General features: G+C 62.5%; 17 protein-coding genes and 2 pseudogenes. 14 read left to right on the top strand and 5 right to left on the bottom strand.

Annotated features, from left to right (window positions below):
- The first annotated feature begins 57 nt into the window (after positions 1 to 57).
- From ahaH to NATTI_RS0112125, 12 genes are all read left to right on the top strand, one after another.
- Positions 58 to 390 carry an ATP synthase archaeal subunit H gene (ahaH, locus tag NATTI_RS0112180; RefSeq protein ID WP_006089742.1) on the top strand — a complete coding sequence of 111 codons (333 nt, stop codon included), beginning with the start codon at positions 58 to 60 and terminating at the stop codon, positions 388 to 390.
- Entirely contained in the window at positions 377 to 2,596 is a 2,220-nt protein-coding gene (locus tag NATTI_RS0112175) for a V-type ATP synthase subunit I (protein WP_006089741.1), read from the top strand. Before ahaH ends, NATTI_RS0112175 begins: the two co-directional genes overlap by 14 nt.
- A 5-nt stretch (positions 2,597 to 2,601) precedes the next feature.
- Positions 2,602 to 2,865, top strand: a complete 264-nt coding sequence (locus NATTI_RS0112170; RefSeq protein ID WP_006089740.1) for a hypothetical protein — start codon at positions 2,602 to 2,604, stop codon at positions 2,863 to 2,865.
- Between the two features lie 22 nt (positions 2,866 to 2,887).
- Positions 2,888 to 3,469, top strand: a complete 582-nt coding sequence (locus tag NATTI_RS0112165; RefSeq protein ID WP_006089739.1) for a V-type ATP synthase subunit E — start codon at positions 2,888 to 2,890, stop codon at positions 3,467 to 3,469.
- Complete coding sequence (locus tag NATTI_RS0112160; protein WP_006089738.1) at positions 3,466 to 4,533, top strand: V-type ATP synthase subunit C; 1,068 nt, start codon at positions 3,466 to 3,468, stop codon at positions 4,531 to 4,533. Before NATTI_RS0112165 ends, NATTI_RS0112160 begins: the two co-directional genes overlap by 4 nt.
- The gene (locus NATTI_RS0112155; protein ID WP_006089737.1) at positions 4,530 to 4,856 is read left to right on the top strand and encodes a V-type ATP synthase subunit F; all 327 of its coding nucleotides are present in this window, start codon (positions 4,530 to 4,532) and stop codon (positions 4,854 to 4,856) included. Before NATTI_RS0112160 ends, NATTI_RS0112155 begins: the two co-directional genes overlap by 4 nt.
- Positions 4,857 to 4,862: 6 nt before the next feature.
- Complete coding sequence (locus NATTI_RS0112150; protein WP_006089736.1) at positions 4,863 to 6,626, top strand: ATP synthase subunit A; 1,764 nt, start codon at positions 4,863 to 4,865, stop codon at positions 6,624 to 6,626.
- 2 nt (positions 6,627 to 6,628) lie between these two features.
- Complete coding sequence (locus NATTI_RS0112145) at positions 6,629 to 8,047, top strand: ATP synthase subunit B (RefSeq protein WP_006089735.1); 1,419 nt, start codon at positions 6,629 to 6,631, stop codon at positions 8,045 to 8,047.
- 141 nt (positions 8,048 to 8,188) lie between these two features.
- Positions 8,189 to 9,127 carry a DUF7382 domain-containing protein gene (locus NATTI_RS0112140; protein WP_006089734.1) on the top strand — a complete coding sequence of 313 codons (939 nt, stop codon included), beginning with the start codon at positions 8,189 to 8,191 and terminating at the stop codon, positions 9,125 to 9,127.
- Positions 9,128 to 9,265: 138 nt separating this feature from the next.
- Entirely contained in the window at positions 9,266 to 10,879 is a 1,614-nt protein-coding gene (locus NATTI_RS0112135; protein WP_006089733.1) for a long-chain-fatty-acid--CoA ligase, read from the top strand.
- A gap of 109 nt (positions 10,880 to 10,988) precedes the next feature.
- Positions 10,989 to 11,729, top strand: coding sequence for a V-type ATP synthase subunit D (locus tag NATTI_RS0112130; protein WP_006089732.1), 741 nt, complete (start codon positions 10,989 to 10,991; stop codon positions 11,727 to 11,729).
- 21 nt (positions 11,730 to 11,750) lie between these two features.
- Complete coding sequence (locus NATTI_RS0112125) at positions 11,751 to 12,140, top strand: DUF6276 family protein (RefSeq protein WP_006089731.1); 390 nt, start codon at positions 11,751 to 11,753, stop codon at positions 12,138 to 12,140.
- A gap of 197 nt (positions 12,141 to 12,337) precedes the next feature.
- Here the strand turns inward: NATTI_RS0112125 and NATTI_RS0112120 are convergent, their stop codons facing one another.
- From NATTI_RS0112120 to NATTI_RS0112110, 3 genes are all read right to left on the bottom strand, one after another.
- Positions 12,338 to 12,805, bottom strand: a complete 468-nt coding sequence (locus NATTI_RS0112120; protein ID WP_006089730.1) for a hypothetical protein — start codon at positions 12,803 to 12,805, stop codon at positions 12,338 to 12,340.
- A gap of 129 nt (positions 12,806 to 12,934) precedes the next feature.
- Positions 12,935 to 13,333: a DUF5811 family protein gene (locus NATTI_RS0112115; protein ID WP_006089729.1), complete on the bottom strand. Its 399-nt coding sequence runs from the start codon at positions 13,331 to 13,333 to the stop codon at positions 12,935 to 12,937.
- A gap of 139 nt (positions 13,334 to 13,472) precedes the next feature.
- Positions 13,473 to 13,952 (bottom strand): pyruvoyl-dependent arginine decarboxylase, encoded by a 480-nt coding sequence (locus NATTI_RS0112110; RefSeq protein WP_006089728.1) that lies wholly within the window; start codon positions 13,950 to 13,952, stop codon positions 13,473 to 13,475.
- Between the two features lie 291 nt (positions 13,953 to 14,243).
- Here NATTI_RS0112110 and NATTI_RS0112105 point away from each other — a divergent pair.
- Positions 14,244 to 14,624 (top strand): annotated as a pseudogene (locus NATTI_RS0112105) (hypothetical protein); the annotation flags it as partial.
- A pseudogene (locus tag NATTI_RS0112100) lies at positions 14,621 to 15,555 on the top strand (hypothetical protein). The pseudogenes NATTI_RS0112105 and NATTI_RS0112100, both read left to right, overlap by 4 nt.
- A gap of 81 nt (positions 15,556 to 15,636) precedes the next feature.
- On the opposite strand, the gene pan2 reads toward NATTI_RS0112100, so the two are convergent.
- Positions 15,637 to 16,869 (bottom strand): proteasome-activating nucleotidase Pan2, encoded by a 1,233-nt coding sequence (pan2, locus tag NATTI_RS0112095; protein WP_006089726.1) that lies wholly within the window; start codon positions 16,867 to 16,869, stop codon positions 15,637 to 15,639.
- A 192-nt stretch (positions 16,870 to 17,061) separates the two neighbouring features.
- Complete coding sequence (locus NATTI_RS0112090) at positions 17,062 to 17,448, bottom strand: hypothetical protein (RefSeq protein ID WP_241434312.1); 387 nt, start codon at positions 17,446 to 17,448, stop codon at positions 17,062 to 17,064.
- Positions 17,449 to 17,452 lie beyond the last annotated feature (4 nt).

Genomic DNA, 17,452 nt, shown 5'->3' with positions numbered 1-17,452 from the left:
GGATGACTTTCGCAACTACCATATACGCGCCCTTGTAAACGTCCACCCGCTTAGAGTATGCCGAGGCCAGAGGTTCTCGAACGAATACAGTCGGCGGAAGAGGAAGCCGACGAGATCGTCGCATTGGCACAGAACGACCGCGACGAGCGAATAGCCGAGGCCCGGAAACGTGCCGAGGAGATTCGCACGGAAGCGGAACAAGAAGCGCGGGATCTCAAGGAGCGCCAGCTAGAAGCGGCGCGCGAAGAGATCGACGAGGAGTGCGAACGCGTCCTCGAAGACGGAGAACAGGAGCGTGCGGCGCTAGCCGAACGTGCCCAGGATCGGGTCGACGAAGTGACGAACCACGTCGTCGAACTGTTCCAGGAGGACGTCCATGCTCAGACCTGAACGGATGAGCAAGGTCTCGGTGACCGGCTCCAAGGGCGTTATGCCCACGGTCATCGAGACGATCCACGGACTGAACCTGGTTCACCTCTCGGATTACGACGGCACCTGGGAGGGGTTCGACAACGGGAACCCCATCGAAGGAGCCGACGACGCCTCCGAGAAGCTGGTGACCGTCCGCGCCCTCGAGAGTACCCTGGAGCTGTCGGCCGACGAGGCCGAGCCGGGGACCTTAGAGGAGAACTGGGAGTCGCGCGTCGAGGAGATCCGAACGCGGGTCAACGAGCTCGACGACCAGCGCAGCGAGATCCGTGAGGAGCTTCGACAGGTCGAGGAGAAGATCGGCCGCGTCGCTCCCTTCGCGGAGCTCGGAATTGACCTCGACCTCCTGTCGGGGTACGACACGGTCGACGTCGTCGTCGGCGAAGGGCAGCACGCCCAGGTCGAAGACGCCGTCGCCGCGTCCGACGACATTCGAGCCTACGAGACGTTCACCGGTGGCGATGTCGTGGCTATCGTGGCCGCGCCCACCGCAAACACTGGCTCGAGTCCGATCGACGACGCCCTGGTCGGCGTCGAGTTCACCCGGCACCCGGTGCCGGAGACCGACCAGACGCCGAGTGCGTACGTCGACGAGCTGTCGGAACGCAAACGCGAACTCGAGTACGAGATCGAAGATATCGACGCGGAACTCGAGCAGATCAAGGCGAACGAAGCTCGCTTCCTCTTGCGTGTAGAAGAGGAGCTGACCGTCGAGGTCCAGCAGGCCGACGCGCCGCTGCAGTTCGCGACGACCGACCGCGCGTTCATCGCGGAGGGATGGATCCCGAGCGACGAGTACGACGATCTCGTCGCGTCGCTGAACGACGCCGTCGGCGAGAGCGTCGAGATCGAAGAGCTCGAGCGAGCGAGCTACGACCGTCACGGGAAAACCCACACGGAGGATATCCAGCAGGGTGCCCAGGCGGCGAAAGACGACGAAGATGCGGCTGCGGAAGAAGACGGCCAGCAGCAGAAGGCCATGACGGACGGTGGCTCGGCCGTGACGATGAGTGATGAGCCGCCGACGATCCAGAAGAACCCGTCGGCAGCCAAGCCGTTCGAAACGCTGGTACAGGCGGTCAACCGACCGAAGTACAACGAACTCGATCCCACGATCTTCCTGTTCCTGACGTTCCCACTGTTCTTCGGGTTCATGATCAGTGACGTCGGGTACGGGCTCTTGTACGTGCTGACCGGATTCTACATGTACCAGAGCTTCGATAGCCCGGGGATCACGAGTCTCGGGGGCGTCGCCATGTGGTGTGGCGCGTTCACGATCTTCTTCGGGATCCTGTTCGGGGAGTTCTTCGGACTCCACGAACTCGGCTACATGATCTTCGGCGACGGCGGTGCGCCGATGGGAGACAAGGGACTCTCGCCAGCGACGGCAGAGTTCGTCAACGCCTGGCTGATCGTCGCCGTCGCACTCGGAGTGCTTCACCTGAACATCGGCTGGATCCTCGACTTCGTCGCGAACATCCAGCACGGTCACGGTCTCTGGGGAGCGATTACCCACAGCGGCTCGTGGCTCCTGATGCTCAACGGACTCTGGGTGTGGGTGTTCACGGAGCAGGCAGCGGACGTCAAGCCCGACTTCATCTACACCGCGTTCGACGGCGAGCCGTTCGCGTTCGGATTCAGCGGCTTCCCGATGATGGATCTGTTCGCGATCGGCGGCGTCGACATTACGCTGCCGCTCCTGGCAGTCATCCTCGGCGTCGTGCTCCTGGCAGTCGGCGACCCGGTCGAACTGGCCGAGTTCGCCATGCCGTTCGCACACGTCGTCTCCTACGCACGAATGACCGCCGTCTTGCTCGCAAAGGGTGGGATGGCGTTCGTCGTCAACCTGCTGACCTTCGGAGCCGTCCAGACGCCTGAGGGGGGCCGCCCCTTCATGGCACCCTGGACCGGCTACGGACCCGAGGACGGACAGGTCATGTTTGATGGCCTGTTCTACATCGGCGACGGAGCAGTCGCGATCGCCGCCTTCGCACTCGGCATTCTCGTGCTGGTACTCGGACACATCCTGGTCTTGCTACTTGGTATCACAAGTGCCGGATTACAGGGTATCAGGCTCGAGTACGTCGAGTTCTTTGGGAAGTTTTATGAAGGCGGTGGAAAGAACTACGAACCGTTCGGACACGATCGAAATAACAGCGAGGACTAACTACAATGGCACTTGAACTCGGACCTGAACTGGCGGATGTTGCACTGCAAGCAGAAGAAGTGAGCGGCCCAACCCTCGAGAACGAAGGTGCAGCGGCACTGGCAGTCGGTCTCGCGGCACTCGCAGCCGGATATGCGGAACGAGGTATCGGCGCCGCTGCGGTCGGCGCAATGGCCGAGGACGACGATATGTTCGTTCCAGGCCTGATCATGACCGTCCTTCCGGAGACGCTCGTGATCCTGGCACTGGTCGTCGTCTTCATCGTCTAAAACAACCCCCCTTCTCTCACCAATGAGTTTGGATACAGTCGTAGAAGACATTCGAGAAGAGGCCCACGCGCGTGCGGAGGACATCCGTGCGGAGGGCGAAGCGCGCGCCGACGAGATCGAATCGGCCGCCGAGGAGGACGCCGAGGAGATCCGCAGCGATGCAGAGCAGGCTGTCGAGCGCGAGATCGAGCAGCTTCGCGAACAGCGACTCTCCAGTGCGAAACTGGAGGCGAAACAGCAGCGCCTGGAGGCCCGCCGTGACGTCCTCGGCGACGTTCGCGAGCAGGTCGAAGACGAACTCGCGGCTCTCGAAGGAGACACTCGCGAGGAGCTGACGCGAACCCTCCTCGAGACGGCGAGCGACGAGTTCGACGAGGGCGACGACGTCAGCGTCTACGGTCGCGAAAGCGACGAGGAGCTGATCACGTCGATCCTCGACGATTACGATGGCTACGAGTACGCCGGCGAGTACGACTGCCTCGGCGGCGTCGTCGTCGAAAGCGACCAGTCTCGAGTCCGAGTCAACAACACGTTCGACTCGCTGCTCGAGGACGTCTGGGAAGACAACCTCCGGGAGATCAGCAACAGACTCTTCGAACAATGAGCGTAGGTGCCTCGAATCCGGAGTACGTGAACGCTCGCGTTCGGTCACGCCGAGCCTCGCTGTTCGCGGACGAAGACTATCGGAAGCTGATCCGGATGGGGCCGAGCGGGATCGCACGGTTCATGGAAGAATCGGAGTACGAACGCGAGATCAACGAACTCGGCGCACGCTTCTCGGGTGTCGACCTGATCGAGTACGCGCTGAACCGGAATCTCGCGAAACACTTCCAGGACTTGCTCGATTGGTCGGACGGTCGACTGTACGACCTCATCGCCCGCTACCTCCGGAAGTTCGACGTCTGGAACCTGAAGACGATCATCCGCGGGATCTACACCGAAACCGATCCCGAGGAGATCCGGACGGACCTGATCATGGCCGGCGAACTCGATGAGGCGACGATTGATCGTCTGCTCGAGGTCGACGAGATCGAGGACGCGATCGAAGTCCTCAACCGGACGGTCTACTACGAGCCCCTCACGGAAGCGTACGAGGAGTTCGAAGAGACCGGCGCGCTCGTTCCCCTCGAGAACGCACTCGACCGGGAGTTCTACGAGCACCTGCTCGACGATCTCTCCCGCGGACCGATTGCCGAGCCCCAGGAGGGGCCGGAGGCGAAGTACGTCGAGTTCCTGCAGGCCGAGATCGACTTCCGGAACGCCCGGAACGCCCTGCGACTCGCTCGCAGCGGCGCCGACCTCGATCCCGCGTCCTACTACATCGAAGGCGGCGTGCTGTTCGACGAGTCGGAGCTGAATCAACTCGTCAACGATTACGACGCGCTCGTCGATCACATCGGCGAGAACAAACGCTACGGCAAGCGACTCTCCGGAGCGATGGATCGGCTGCGGGACGCTGACAGCCTTATCCAGTTCGAGCACGCACTAGACGCTGCGCTGCTCGAGTACGCGGATACGCTCTCGAGCATCTACCCGGCCTCGATCTCGGCCGTGCTGTCGTACATCCTCGCCAAGGAACGCGAGGTCGAGAACATCCGTGCGATCGCTCGCGGTCGCGAGGTTGGACTCGAGGAAAGCGAGATCGAAGAGGAGCTGGTGATCCTATGAGTCAGGAAATCGCAGTCGTCGGCAGTCCGGAGTTCACGACCGGCTTCCGCCTCGCGGGAGTCCGTCGATTCGAGAACGTCCCGGACGACGAGAAGGAGACTGAACTCGACGACGCCGTTACGGATGTCCTCGACGACGACGGCATCGGAATCGTCGTCATGCACGACGACGATCTGGAGTTCCTCTCGCGGAACGTCCGCCAGAACGTCGAGACGAGCGTCGAGCCGGTCGTCGTCACGATCGGGAGCGGAACCGGTGGCGGCGGACTGCGCGACCAGATCAAGCGTGCGATCGGTATCGACCTGATGGACGAAGACGAATAATAAACTATGAGCCAGGCAGAAGACACCCAGACCGTCGACGAAGACGGTGTAATCGAAAGCGTGAGCGGTCCAGTCGTGACCGCCGCGGACCTCGACGCCCGGATGAACGACGTCGTCTACGTCGGTGACGAAGGGCTGATGGGCGAGGTCATCGAGATCGAAGGGAACCTGACCACGATTCAGGTGTACGAAGAAACCTCCGGCGTCGGCCCGGGCGAACCCGTCGAGAACACGGGCGAACCCCTCTCCGTCGACCTCGGACCAGGTGTGCTGGACGCCATCTACGACGGTGTCCAGCGCCCGCTCGACGTTCTCGAGGAGAAGATGGGGACGGCGTTCTTGGACCGCGGGGTCGACGCTCCCGGAATCGACTTCGAGACGGAGTGGGAGTTTACCCCGACCGTCGAGGTCGGCGACACGGTCGAAGCCGGCGACGTCGTCGGTGAAGTGCCCGAGACCGAGAGCATCACGCACCGCGTGATGGTCCCGCCGGACTACGAGGGTGGCGAGGTGACGTCGACCGAGAGCGGCGAGTTCACGGTCGACGAACCCGTCGTCGAACTCGACTCCGGCGAGGAGATCACGATGCACCAGGAGTGGCCCGTTCGTGAGGCCCGTCCGGCAGAGACGAAGGAGACGCCGACGATCCCCCTCGTTTCGGGGCAGCGAATTCTCGACGGCCTCTTCCCGATCGCGAAAGGTGGGACGGCTGCGATTCCCGGTCCCTTCGGCTCCGGGAAGACGGTCACCCAGCACCAACTCGCCAAGTGGGCCGACGCGGATATCGTCGTCTACGTCGGTTGTGGCGAGCGCGGCAACGAGATGACCGAGGTTATCGAGGACTTCCCTGAATTGGAAGACCCGCAGACAGGCAAGCCGCTCATGTCCCGAACGTGTCTCATCGCGAACACGTCCAACATGCCGGTCGCAGCCCGCGAGTCCTGTATCTACACGGGGATCACCATCGCGGAGTACTTCCGCGACATGGGCTACGACGTCGCGCTGATGGCCGACTCCACCTCCCGGTGGGCAGAGGCCATGCGCGAGATCTCGAGCCGACTCGAGGAGATGCCCGGCGAAGAGGGGTATCCCGCATATCTGGCCGCCTCGCTCTCGGAGTTCTACGAGCGCGCCGGCAAGTTCCAGCTGCTCAACGGCGACGAGGGTTCGGTGACGGCGATCGGAGCCGTCTCGCCGCCCGGCGGCGACTTCTCGGAACCCGTCACGCAGAACACCCTGCGTATCGTCAAGACGTTCTGGGCGCTGGACGCCGACCTCGCGGAGCGTCGGCACTTCCCCTCTATCAACTGGAACGAGTCGTACTCGCTGTATCGACAGCAACTCGACCCCTGGTTCCGCGACAACGTCGCGGAGGACTGGCCGGAGGTCCGCCAGTGGGCGGTCGACGTGCTCGACGAGGAGGCCGAACTGCAGGAGATCGTCCAACTCGTCGGCAAGGACGCCCTGCCGGAAGACCAGCAGCTGACCCTCGAGGTCGCACGCTACCTGCGTGAAGCCTGGCTCCAGCAGAACGCGTTCCATGACGTCGACACCTACTGCGACCCGAAAAAGACCTACCGGATGCTCCAGGCGATCCGGACGTTCAACGACGAGGCCTTCGAGGCGCTCGACGCTGGCGTTCCAGCCGAGGAGATTCAGGACGCCGACGCCCTCCCACGGCTCAACCGGATGGCGACGGCGGAGGAGTGGAACGAGTACATCGACGAACTCGAATCAGAGATCGAATCGCAGATCAGAAGCCAGTACTAACGATGAAAGAGTACCAAACAATCACGGAGATCAGCGGCCCGCTGGTGTTCGCCGAGGTCGACGAACCGGTCGGCTACGACGAGATCGTCGAGATCGAAACCGACGACGGACGAACGCTGCGCGGACAGGTGCTGGAATCGAGCGAAGGCGTCGTCTCGATCCAGGTGTTCGAGGGGACGGGCGGTATCGACCGCAACGCCTCCGTTCGGTTCCTGGGCGAGACGATGAAGATGCCCGTCACCGAGGATCTCCTCGGACGGGTGCTCGACGGCTCCGGCAACCCGATCGACGGCGGCCCGGAAATCGTCCCCGACGAGCGCATTGACATCGTCGGCAAGGCAATCAACCCGTACTCCCGAGAGTATCCCGAGGAGTTCATCCAGACCGGCGTCTCCGGCATCGACGGCATGAACACGCTCGTTCGTGGCCAGAAGCTCCCGATCTTCTCCGGATCCGGACTCCCCCACAACGACCTCGCGCTCCAGATCGCCCGTCAGGCGTCGGTGCCCGAGGAAGAGGAAGGCGACGACGACGAGGGGTCGGAGTTCGCAGTCATCTTCGGTGCGATGGGAATTACCGCCGAGGAAGCAAACGAGTTCATGGACGACTTCGAGCGCACCGGCGCGCTCGAGCGTTCGGTCGTCTTCATGAACCTCGCGGACGACCCCGCAGTCGAGCGGACGGTCACGCCGCGACTCGCCCTGACGACGGCGGAGTACCTCGCCTTCGAGAAAGGCTACCACGTGCTCGTCATCCTCACCGACATCACGAACTACTGCGAGGCGCTTCGTGAGATCGGTGCGGCACGTGAGGAGGTTCCGGGTCGGCGTGGTTACCCCGGATACATGTACACCGACCTGGCACAGCTCTACGAGCGCGCCGGTCGAATCGAAGGCAAGGAGGGGTCGGTGACGCAGATTCCGATCCTGACGATGCCCGGCGACGACGACACCCACCCGATTCCGGACCTGACCGGCTACATTACGGAAGGCCAGATCGTGATGGATCGGGACCTGAACAGCCAGGGGATCGAGCCGCCGATCAACGTCCTGCCATCGCTCTCGCGGCTGATGGACGACGGTATCGGCGAGGGACTCACCCGTGAAGATCACGCTGACGTCTCCGACCAGATGTACGCCGCGTACGCCGAGGGTGAGGACCTGCGCGACCTCGTGAACATTGTCGGTCGCGAAGCGCTCTCCGAACTGGACAACAAGTACCTCGACTTCGCCGACCGGTTCGAGGAGGAGTTCATCCAGCAGGGGTACGACAACAACCGCTCGATCGACGATACGATCGAACTCGGCTGGGATCTCCTGTCGGAACTCCCGAAAGAGTCCCTCAACCGGATCGACGAGGACCTCATCGCAGAGCACTACCGCGAAGACGAGACGGAAGCCGCCGAAGTCTCGGCCGACTGATCGACGCGGTTTCGTTTTGTCGTTCCGTTTCTCTCGATTCACTCATCCCGGTAGTCGGTCGGCCGGCTCGGGGGGAAGCTGGAAGCTGACGGCCTGGATTTAATGACAATAGTTATTTCTTTCCAGCAAACATGAATTTGTATGGACGATCGTATTTCGCGGCGACGGTTGCTCTCCACAGCGGCAGCTGGCAGTCTAACGGTCGGCGTCGCCGGCTGTCTCGACGAGTTCGGTAGCGAGTCGAGCGACGATGACGAGGCTCCATCCGACGCCGGAAGCGGTCCCGAAAACGGCAACGACGATCCCTCCAACGGCGACGAAACGTACGCGACCGCCTGCGAAGCTGGCACCGGGTTCCTCGAGACGACCTTCGACGGAGAGTTCGAGGCGGCCAGCGAGTACTACCCCCACGAGCATCTCGCGGAGCACGACCGGGAGTACTTCGTCGAGTATCTCGAGGATCGGTTCGCGGACGCCGTCGAGGACTACGATCTCACGGCCGCGAACTGTGCAGAGTCGGCCGACGACCACGACGTGATCGAGGCGGCCGACGGCGAACTGGACGCCGAAGTGACGGACGGCGAGTGGCTCACCTACGAACTCGACCTCGAGGCCGATGAGGAGGCAGTATCGGAGTTGATAGACGTCCTTGCCCTCGAGATCGAGGGGACGTGGTACGCCGGCGTCGTCGATGTATCCGTCTCAGACACCGAGGTAACGGTCAAAATCGCCGAGGATGATCAGCTCGTAGACGCGGACGCGAGCGGGGAAGACGCGGAAGTCGTCGTCTCGGTCGTCGACGAGAACGGGGAGATCGTGCCGGGCGCGACGGTGATCGCTACCGGCGGATCGGCACAACTCGAGGGCGTTCTCGACGCCGAGACGGGTGCCGTTCCCGACGACCTCGAAGGTACCTACGACGACCTCGAGGACCACCAGGCGGTGTTGAATTTCGACGGCCGGCAATCGCTTCGCGACGAGCAGGATATCGGGACGGTCGAACTGGACGTGCTCCCGCCGTCCGACAGCTACTATATCGACGAGCAGCCGAACCCGGAAATTCGTATCGTCAGAAACTGACCTCGAGTCTGGAGGAATTAGGCCGTCTCCGCCCATTCGATATCTGCGATACGTCGCATGCTCGAGACGCTCGCCGAACGTCGAGCGACCGAAACTTCTGTAGGGTTCGTCGGTGAAGGGTCAAGTGGTGTGATATAAATGCACAAGCCATTGCTTACGACGGACTTTCTCGACCGGGCGCGGACCCACTACGGCGACGACGAAGCGGTCGTCGCCACGACGGGTGAACGGTTCACCTACGGCGAACTGGGGGAGCGCGCCGACCGGTTCTCGGCGGCGTTACAGGAACGCGGCATCGAGAAGGGCGATCGCGTCGCCGTCCTGGATCCAAACACGCACTACCACCTCGAGGCGGCCTACGGGACGATGCAGACCGGGGCGATCCATATGCCGCTGAACTACCGGCTGACGCCGGACGATTTCTCCTACATGCTCGAGGACGCGGAGGTCGACGCGGTCTACGCGGATTACGACTTCGCGGATAAGATCGAGCCGATCCGGGAGGAGGTGCCGGCGGAGACGTTCATTACGAACGACGCTGAAAGTGTCGACGGTGAATGGGAGGAGTTCGACGATGTCCTCGAGGCGGCGGGCACCGAGTACGACCGCCCCGAGATGCACGAGGACGAGATCATCACCATCAACTACACCTCCGGGACCACTGGCGACCCGAAAGGCGTCTGTCGGACCCACCGCGCGGAGACGCTCCACGCGTACCTGATCAGCATCCACCAGGAGATTCGCGACGACGACAGCTACCTCTGGACGTTGCCGATGTTCCACGTCAACGGTTGGGGCCACATCTACGCGATCACCGGCATGGGCGCGAAACACGTCTGTACCCGCGGCGTCGACGCCGGGGACATCTTCGAGTCGGTCCGAAAGGAGGACATCTCCTACATGTGTTGTGCGCCGACGGTGCTGAACATGCTGAGTGACTACTACGAGGAAAACGACCCCACAACGACGGGCGAGAACGACATCCGAATCGCGACCGCCGGATCAGCGCCGCCGGAGGCAACCATCCGCACCGTCGAGGACGAGTTCGGCTGGTACCTGAAACACGTCTACGGCGCGACCGAGACCGGACCGCTGATCACGACCTCCGACGCTCGACGGACGTTCGACGACGACAGCGGTGATCGGTTCGCGATCAAGAAACGGCAGGGAATCGGCTTCCTCGGCACGGAAATCCGCGTCGTCGACGAGGACGGTACCGACGTGGCCCGCGACGACGCCTCGATCGGTGAGATCGTCGTCAGAGGCAATCAGGTCATGGAGAAGTACTGGAACAAGCCCGAGGAGACCGAGGAGGCCTTTACCGATCGCGTCGAGGGCTACTACCACATGGGCGACCTCGCGACCGTCGACGAAAACGGGATGATCTCGATCCAGGACCGCAAGAAAGACATCATCATCTCCGGCGGCGAGAACATCTCGAGCATCGAACTCGAGGACACGCTGTTCGACCACCCCGAAATATCCGACGTGGCGGTCATCCCGGCCCCCAGCGACCAGTGGGGTGAGACACCGAAGGCGTTCGTCGTGCCCGAGAGCGGCGATCCGGACGACCCGGGCGTGACTGTCGACGACCTCGTCGACTTTACGCGGGACAACCTCGCGGGGTACAAGGTGGTGCGGGAGATCGAGTTCGTCGAGGAGCTGCCGACAACCGCGACCGGCAAGATCCAGAAGTACGAACTCCGTCAGGAGGAGTGGGAGGACGAAGATCGAATGGTCGGACAGGGGTAAGCAGAACTCCGATCGAAGCGATTTCACGTCCTCGAGTGCCGTCCCACGGCCGCAGCGGCCAGGGAAACTGTAAACAGTTATCCGACTGGGGGCGCAATCCCCCCACAAGATGGCCAAGGACGTCAAGCCCACCCGCAAGAACCTGATGGAGATCGAGGATCGCATCGAACTCTCCGAGCGGGGGCACGGGACACTCGAGAAGAAACGGGACGGGCTGATCATGGAGTTCATGGATATCCTGGATAAGGCCCAGGATGTCCGCGGCGACCTCGCGCAGGACTACGAGGACGCCCAGAAGAAAATCAACATGGCTCGGGCCATGGAGGGCGACGTCGCGGTCCGCGGGGCCGCCGCTGCGCTGCAGGAACACCCCGAGATCACCACCGAGTCGAAAAACATCATGGGCGTCGTCGTTCCCCAAATCGAGTCCTCCCGCGTCTCGAAGAGCCTCGACCAGCGCGGCTACGGGATCATGGGAACCTCCGCCCGCATCGACGAGGCCGCCGAGGCCTACGAGGACCTCCTCGAGAGCATCATCCTCGCCGCCGAGGTCGAGACGGCGATGAAGAAGATGCTCCGGGAGATCGAGACGACCAAACGGCGCGTCAACGCCCTCGAGTTCAAACTCCTGCCCGACCTCTATGACAACCAGGAATACATCGAACAGAAACTCGAGGAGCAAGAACGCGAAGAGACCTTCCGCCTGAAGAAAATCAAAGAGAAGAAAGAAGCCGAGGAGAAAGCAGAGCGAGAGGCCGAAGCGGAGGACGAAGCGGCCTCCGACACCGAAGACGAGACCGAACCCGACATGGAGCAGTCGACTGCGGGCGGTGTGCCGGGCGGCGACTGATCGGTTCCGACGATCTCTCTCATGGCCTGTTCTATCTGTGATTCGCCGACGGTCTCGTTTTCGGTTCCCGAGCAGTATCGCGAGTACGCGCCGGCGCAGGCGTCGGCCGCAACGTGCTGTACGCGTTGTCTCACCGTCGAACCGGCGGACGAGGTGCTCGAGGAGCCCGATTTCACCAGCGTGAGCAACGCCTTCCCGAGCGGCGAGGCGGCGATTCCGCTCGCGCTCGCGCTGGGTCTGTGCTCGTCGCTCGCGACGAACCGGGCGGCGATCGAGGAGCTACTCGAGGCCGTCGAACGCGCGGGAACGGACCCGCTGCTGGTGCTCGATCGGCTCGTCGACGATCCCGAACTCGAGCCGAAGATCGATCTCGAACGGCGACGGCATCAACTCGAGCAGTTATTGTACTGATTCCATCGCTACGCACGGTCGTCGAATCCGTCTCTGGAAGATGGTCGCGGAGTATTCGTTCAGTAGAGGGTACGTACATACCGCACCAACTCCGGCCTCATGGTAAGTTATCGGGAATTCCCGTGAATACGGGGGATATGAACTAACTACTCTGGGGTCGCCAGCTTCGATCCAAGCGCACCAGAGTGAGATTCGAGTCAGCTATGCCGCAAAAGAACCGTGCTCGCACCGAGGAGAACTAGATTAAACGAAACACTGTTGGCTAACACACCTACGATTCCATCCTGAGGAAATCCGACCGATGCCTCTATCAAAAGGATAGCTACGAGCCATCCGAAAGCAGCCAGCAAGAACGTTGTTACTGCTATCGCCCCAAATGCACCACGCAAATCGAGGTCTGGAAACCGGTTACTCCAGCGGTAATCAACGAGGACAACTGCGGTGAACAGGATACCAACGAGTAGTACGAACGTACCCCCACTCGCTACGTCTATCGGTACGCCATGAACGGAAACGTCTCCGAAGATAGCGTCGCCGAGAATTCTGGCGTGGAAGTACGCATTGAATAGCGCGAACAGCCCCCCAATATAATACAACCACGGCCGATTCCACCTCTTTGCTGTGGTGACTCGGCTAATACTGGATTGGATGGCAGGAACTTTCACGCCTTTCTATTAGTTCGAATTTGTAAATATATTACGATGAGTCTCGATGGATTCGACGCTGAATCCTCAGGGTACCGGTGATAAATTCGCTCAGCGAGCGAACGTACTCGAAACCCAACAGAACCGCAACTACTTCCCGGTCGGCGTCACGTTGTTGCTGACCGCCTGTTTGACCTGCAGTGCCGCGCTGGCGGCCAGCCCCCGGGCCACCTCGCTCCGCTCGTCAGCCGTGATGACATCCTCACCGGCCGCGAGATCCTCGAGGTCCGGCGTAAATCCGGCACTGACCGCGTGACCCACCGGTGGACGGACGGCAACGGTGACCTGAGGACCGGTCATCCCGCTCGAGACGTCGGAGTCGACGACGTACTCGCTGGGAAGGAACTCGCGGGTTCGGGCGGCGATCCGCGAGACATCGCGGTGAAGCAGTCGTTTTTGATCCCTCGAGAGGTCCGGAACGTCCGCCGCGGCGCGCTGACCAGCACCCGTCTCTCCCGGCAGCCCTGCGTACGGCGTATTTCCGTTCATAAGATGTGTGTGCCGGTCACAATGCGCTGGCAGGTGAAAAGGATTCGCCTTCGGACAATCAAAGCGGGCTGTTTACACCCGATGGATGACTCGGGGGCGGTCAACGGTCCCGTTCGGTGGCATCGATCGTCGGTATCGTTCAACAGATCGGCTCGCTCTTGCCGTAGACGGCGAGGACGAGCGCCGTCGTGTGCCGTCCCGACTCGGCCCGCGTGCTCTCGACGGCGACGCTCGGTTCGGTGAACTCCCAGTCTCGAAGCTCCTGTCCCGCGTCCAGCCCCTCGCGAACGCGTCGTTCGACATCCTCACGGTCCGTCTCACCGGACGTCTCGTAGAACAGCCCCGGCCCGTCGTCGACTGACTGGGACCACGCGAGCGCCGCGCTGGCTCGGCCGGGGCCGGCGACGGTGGCTCGAGCCTCGACGACGGTCAGCCGCTCGCCGACGGGTCCGAGATCGGGGGCCGTGCCGACGGCTTCGACGTCGGTATCCGCCGGGATCACGGAGGAGACCGAGACGAGGTTGTAGTTCTCGACGCCGGCGTCCGCGAGCGCGGCGTCGTAGGACGACATCGCCGTGGGACCGGATGCGGTCCCCCAGACGACTCGAATCGTGCTCATACTCGCGTTCGGGGACCGAGGGCGTAAGGCGTTGCGGTTCCGAGGCCGAACCCGCCGAGCGGCGCGTCGTCTCGCGACTCTCCTCGCTGAAATCTACCGGCGAACGAGTGCGGCGCTACCCGCGACGACGAACGCGGCTATTCCGGCGGCGAGCCCGTACCGAGCCGCTTCCGGGGGTGACTGACCGGCGATCAGGATCGAGCTGACGGCCCAACTCGAGCCAATGACAACCGCGAGAACGAGACCGTGAACGAACGGGTGGGCCTCGAGCCACTGTCCGACCTGTCGGTACTCTACTACCCGTACACGAGCCTGAAGTATCACACACTGCTCGTGGCGGCGCTCTTGGACAACTACCACGCCGGTCACGAGTTCGCCGATCTCCTCCTGGTCGTGGACGCCGGGGAGATCGTGCCCCACCGCACGGTCTACGCGGGCGATCGCTTCGCGCTTCGAATCGACGAGAGCGCGGGCGGGAACCCGTGGGCGCGCCTTGGAAGCCGTCCGTGGCGGTCGTGGGCGTCGGCGTGGAAGCGTCTCACCGCGCACCCGCTCGACGTCAACCACGACAAGCACGACATGGTGCTCGATGCGAACCTCCGGCGGATCTGGAGTTGGAGCACCGCGCTCCAGTACATCGAGGATCTCGAAACTCGGAGGAAGAACGCGTGACCCGCATCCAACAGGTTCATTGGGAACTCGACATGGACTACCTCGGGCACCCGTACTACGTGAGCGGGAACGCGATCTATCACGCGCTCGGGATGCAGCTGGAGCACGACGTCCACCAGCACATCAACGCCAGCCACGGGATGTTCGTCCCCGGCCAGTTCGGGACATTTCCCGAGGAGCACTCGCAGAGCGGGATTCGCCCGTACATGGGGTCGTCGCTCCCTGACGTGGAAAGCTACGACGACCTGTTCCTCTTCCGGCACCCCGACCACCCGTGGCTGCTCGATACCCGACCCCGCGACGGGCTGAACGCTCACGGCATCCGGTTCCAGAGCGGGATGCCCGCGCTGGCTCACGAGACGATCATGGGCCGGCCCGACGGCGCGCGGAAACAGCAACAGACCACGCGTTGGTACGTGAACGCCTACTTGCACGCCGATGACCTGGACATCTACCCCTCGGTGAGGACGTGCTCGATGGCCTCCAGTTCGGAGGCAAACGCAACTATGGCTACGGGACGACCACGCTGAAAGACACGCAGGTCGTTGACCTGGAGGCACTGGACTACTCGCGTCTCGAAGACGGCGAGGCGTTCATCCTCGAACTAGTGACGCCGTTCGTGCTCCGGTCGGAGTACCCGAAGGCGAACAACGTGGACATCCCGTGGTGGTGGAGCGTAGACGATGATGCGCAGTTACGCCACCGCCTGGAGAAGGTCATCGAGGGCGGCGACGTGTACGAGTTGGAGACCGTCGATCACGGCGTGGTCGTCGGCTACGACGGCACCCGTCCGGTGGAGACTGCGATGTCAGGACTCACTCGGGTCGGGAACCACTCGAAGTACGGTTTCGGAGAGCTTCGAGTGAAGCCAGTCACTCCAGATGAAACTAACATCAAGAAACGGATAGAAAACCGGAAGTCGGAGTACTGACAAACGAACAATGACCGGCAAGGATTCAGCAGTGTCCCGGTCGGTCAGACTGTATAAAGTAGATCACATTGCCAACAACTGTTACTGGTAGAAGTAGCCCGCCGAGGAGATAACCTCGCTCGAGTCGTCTTTCTCGATTTTCTCGAGGGCCTCGACGAAGTCCTGGTGGGTGACCTGCTCGCGGTCGTTGCGGATCGCGAACATGCCGGCTTCGGTTGTGAGACTCTCGATTTCGGCACCGGAGTAGCCGTCGGTGTCGTCGGCCAAGTCGCCGAAGTCGACCCCGTCGGCGACGTTCATGTTCCGGGTGTGGATCTCGAGGATCTGCTCGCGGCCGTCGCGGTCGGCCTCGGGCACTTCGATGAGGCGGTCGAATCGGCCGGGCCGGAGGATGGCGCGGTCGAGCATGTCGAAGCGGTTGGTCGCGGCGATGATGCGGATCTCGCCGCGGGCCTCGAAGCCGTCCATCTCGGAGAGCAGTTGCATCATCGTTCGCTGGACCTCGGCGTCGCCGGAGGTCTTGGATTCGGTGCGAGTCGTCGCGATGGCGTCGATCTCGTCGATGAAGATTATTGCCGGTTCGCGCTCGCGGGCCATCTCGAAGAGGTCTCGGACGAGACGGGAGCCCTCGCCGATGAACTTGCGGACGAGTTCCGAGCCAGCCATCTTGATGAAGGTGGCGTCGGTCTCGTTGGCGACGGCCTTGGCGAGCATCGTCTTGCCGGTCCCGGGCGGGCCGTAGAGCAGGACGCCGCTCGGCGGCTCGATGCCGACCTCGTGGAACAGTTCGGGTTCGGCCAACGGCTGCTCGACGGCCTCGCGAACCTCGAGAACCTGTTCGTCGATCCCGCCGATGTCGGCGTAGGTAACTTCCGGCTTTTCGGTGATCTCCATCGACTGGGCGCGCGCGTCGGTCTCGGCGTTGAGCACCGTCTGGATCGCAAAGGAGTCGTTGACCGCGACGCGGTCGCCGGGATCGACTTCCTCGACGATCCGCGGGGAGACGTCCGTGAGCACCTCCTGGTTGTTTCCGTGCTGTTTGACGATCACTTCGTCGTTCTCGAGGACGTCCTCGACGGTGGCGATGTACAGCGAGGAGCTTTTGAGCGTCTCGTTCTCGCGCTCGACGCGCTCGACGCGGTCGCGCAGGTCTTGGCGACGCTGTTCGGCCTCCTCGAGCTGCTCAGTGAGCTGTTCGTTTACCTCCGCGAGATCCGCAAAGTGCCCGCGGAGCGCCTCGAGCCGCTCATCGTCGGGGAGATCGGGATCGATATCGCGGTGAGGTCGGTCTGGGATAGACGGGCTTCGAGACATCCTGACGTACGCTGGTAAGTCCCCGATCATAAATGTGCCTTTGGGTCCCGGTTGGATTTCTGGTAGCCGACAACCGAGGACGTATCGCCACGAACCAGTCGAAACGATGGAAGCGAGCGATTTCGGGCAGCAATCGCGCCTCGGACCAAAAAGTCTGCAACAGGAGAGTGGACCGGATAAGTCACACCGCCATCAACGAACGGCCTCGAGAAGCGAAAAATCGCCGTCGTACCGGTACTTGATCGCATAGTAGAAGCTGCAGCCGACGGTGACGGTTCCGATTAGTGCCCCGACGGTAACGGACGGATCGAACGCGTACGCGAGCCACGCGAAGACCGACCAGCCCGCAAACAACGTGAACAGAAACGAGTTCGACCGGGCAACGCCCGCGAGCAACCCGACGAGAAGCATCCCCGCGACGTACACCGCGGCTACCGAGAGGGCAACGTCGCTCGGGTCGCCGCCGATGGTTCCGTAGAGGACCGTCAGCTGAACGGCCACGAGAGCGGCAAACAGGAGAGAGATCGGAGACCACTCGAGTGAGGGTACCGAAGCGCGGAGACGGTTCGAGATGGGCACACAG

Origin of the sequence: Natronorubrum tibetense GA33 (assembly GCF_000383975.1) — an archaeon.
In the GTDB taxonomy this organism is placed as follows: Archaea; Halobacteriota; Halobacteria; order Halobacteriales; family Natrialbaceae; genus Natronorubrum; species Natronorubrum tibetense.
Note: the sequence above shows the minus strand (reverse complement) of the source record. Positions and strands in the feature narration are given on the sequence as shown.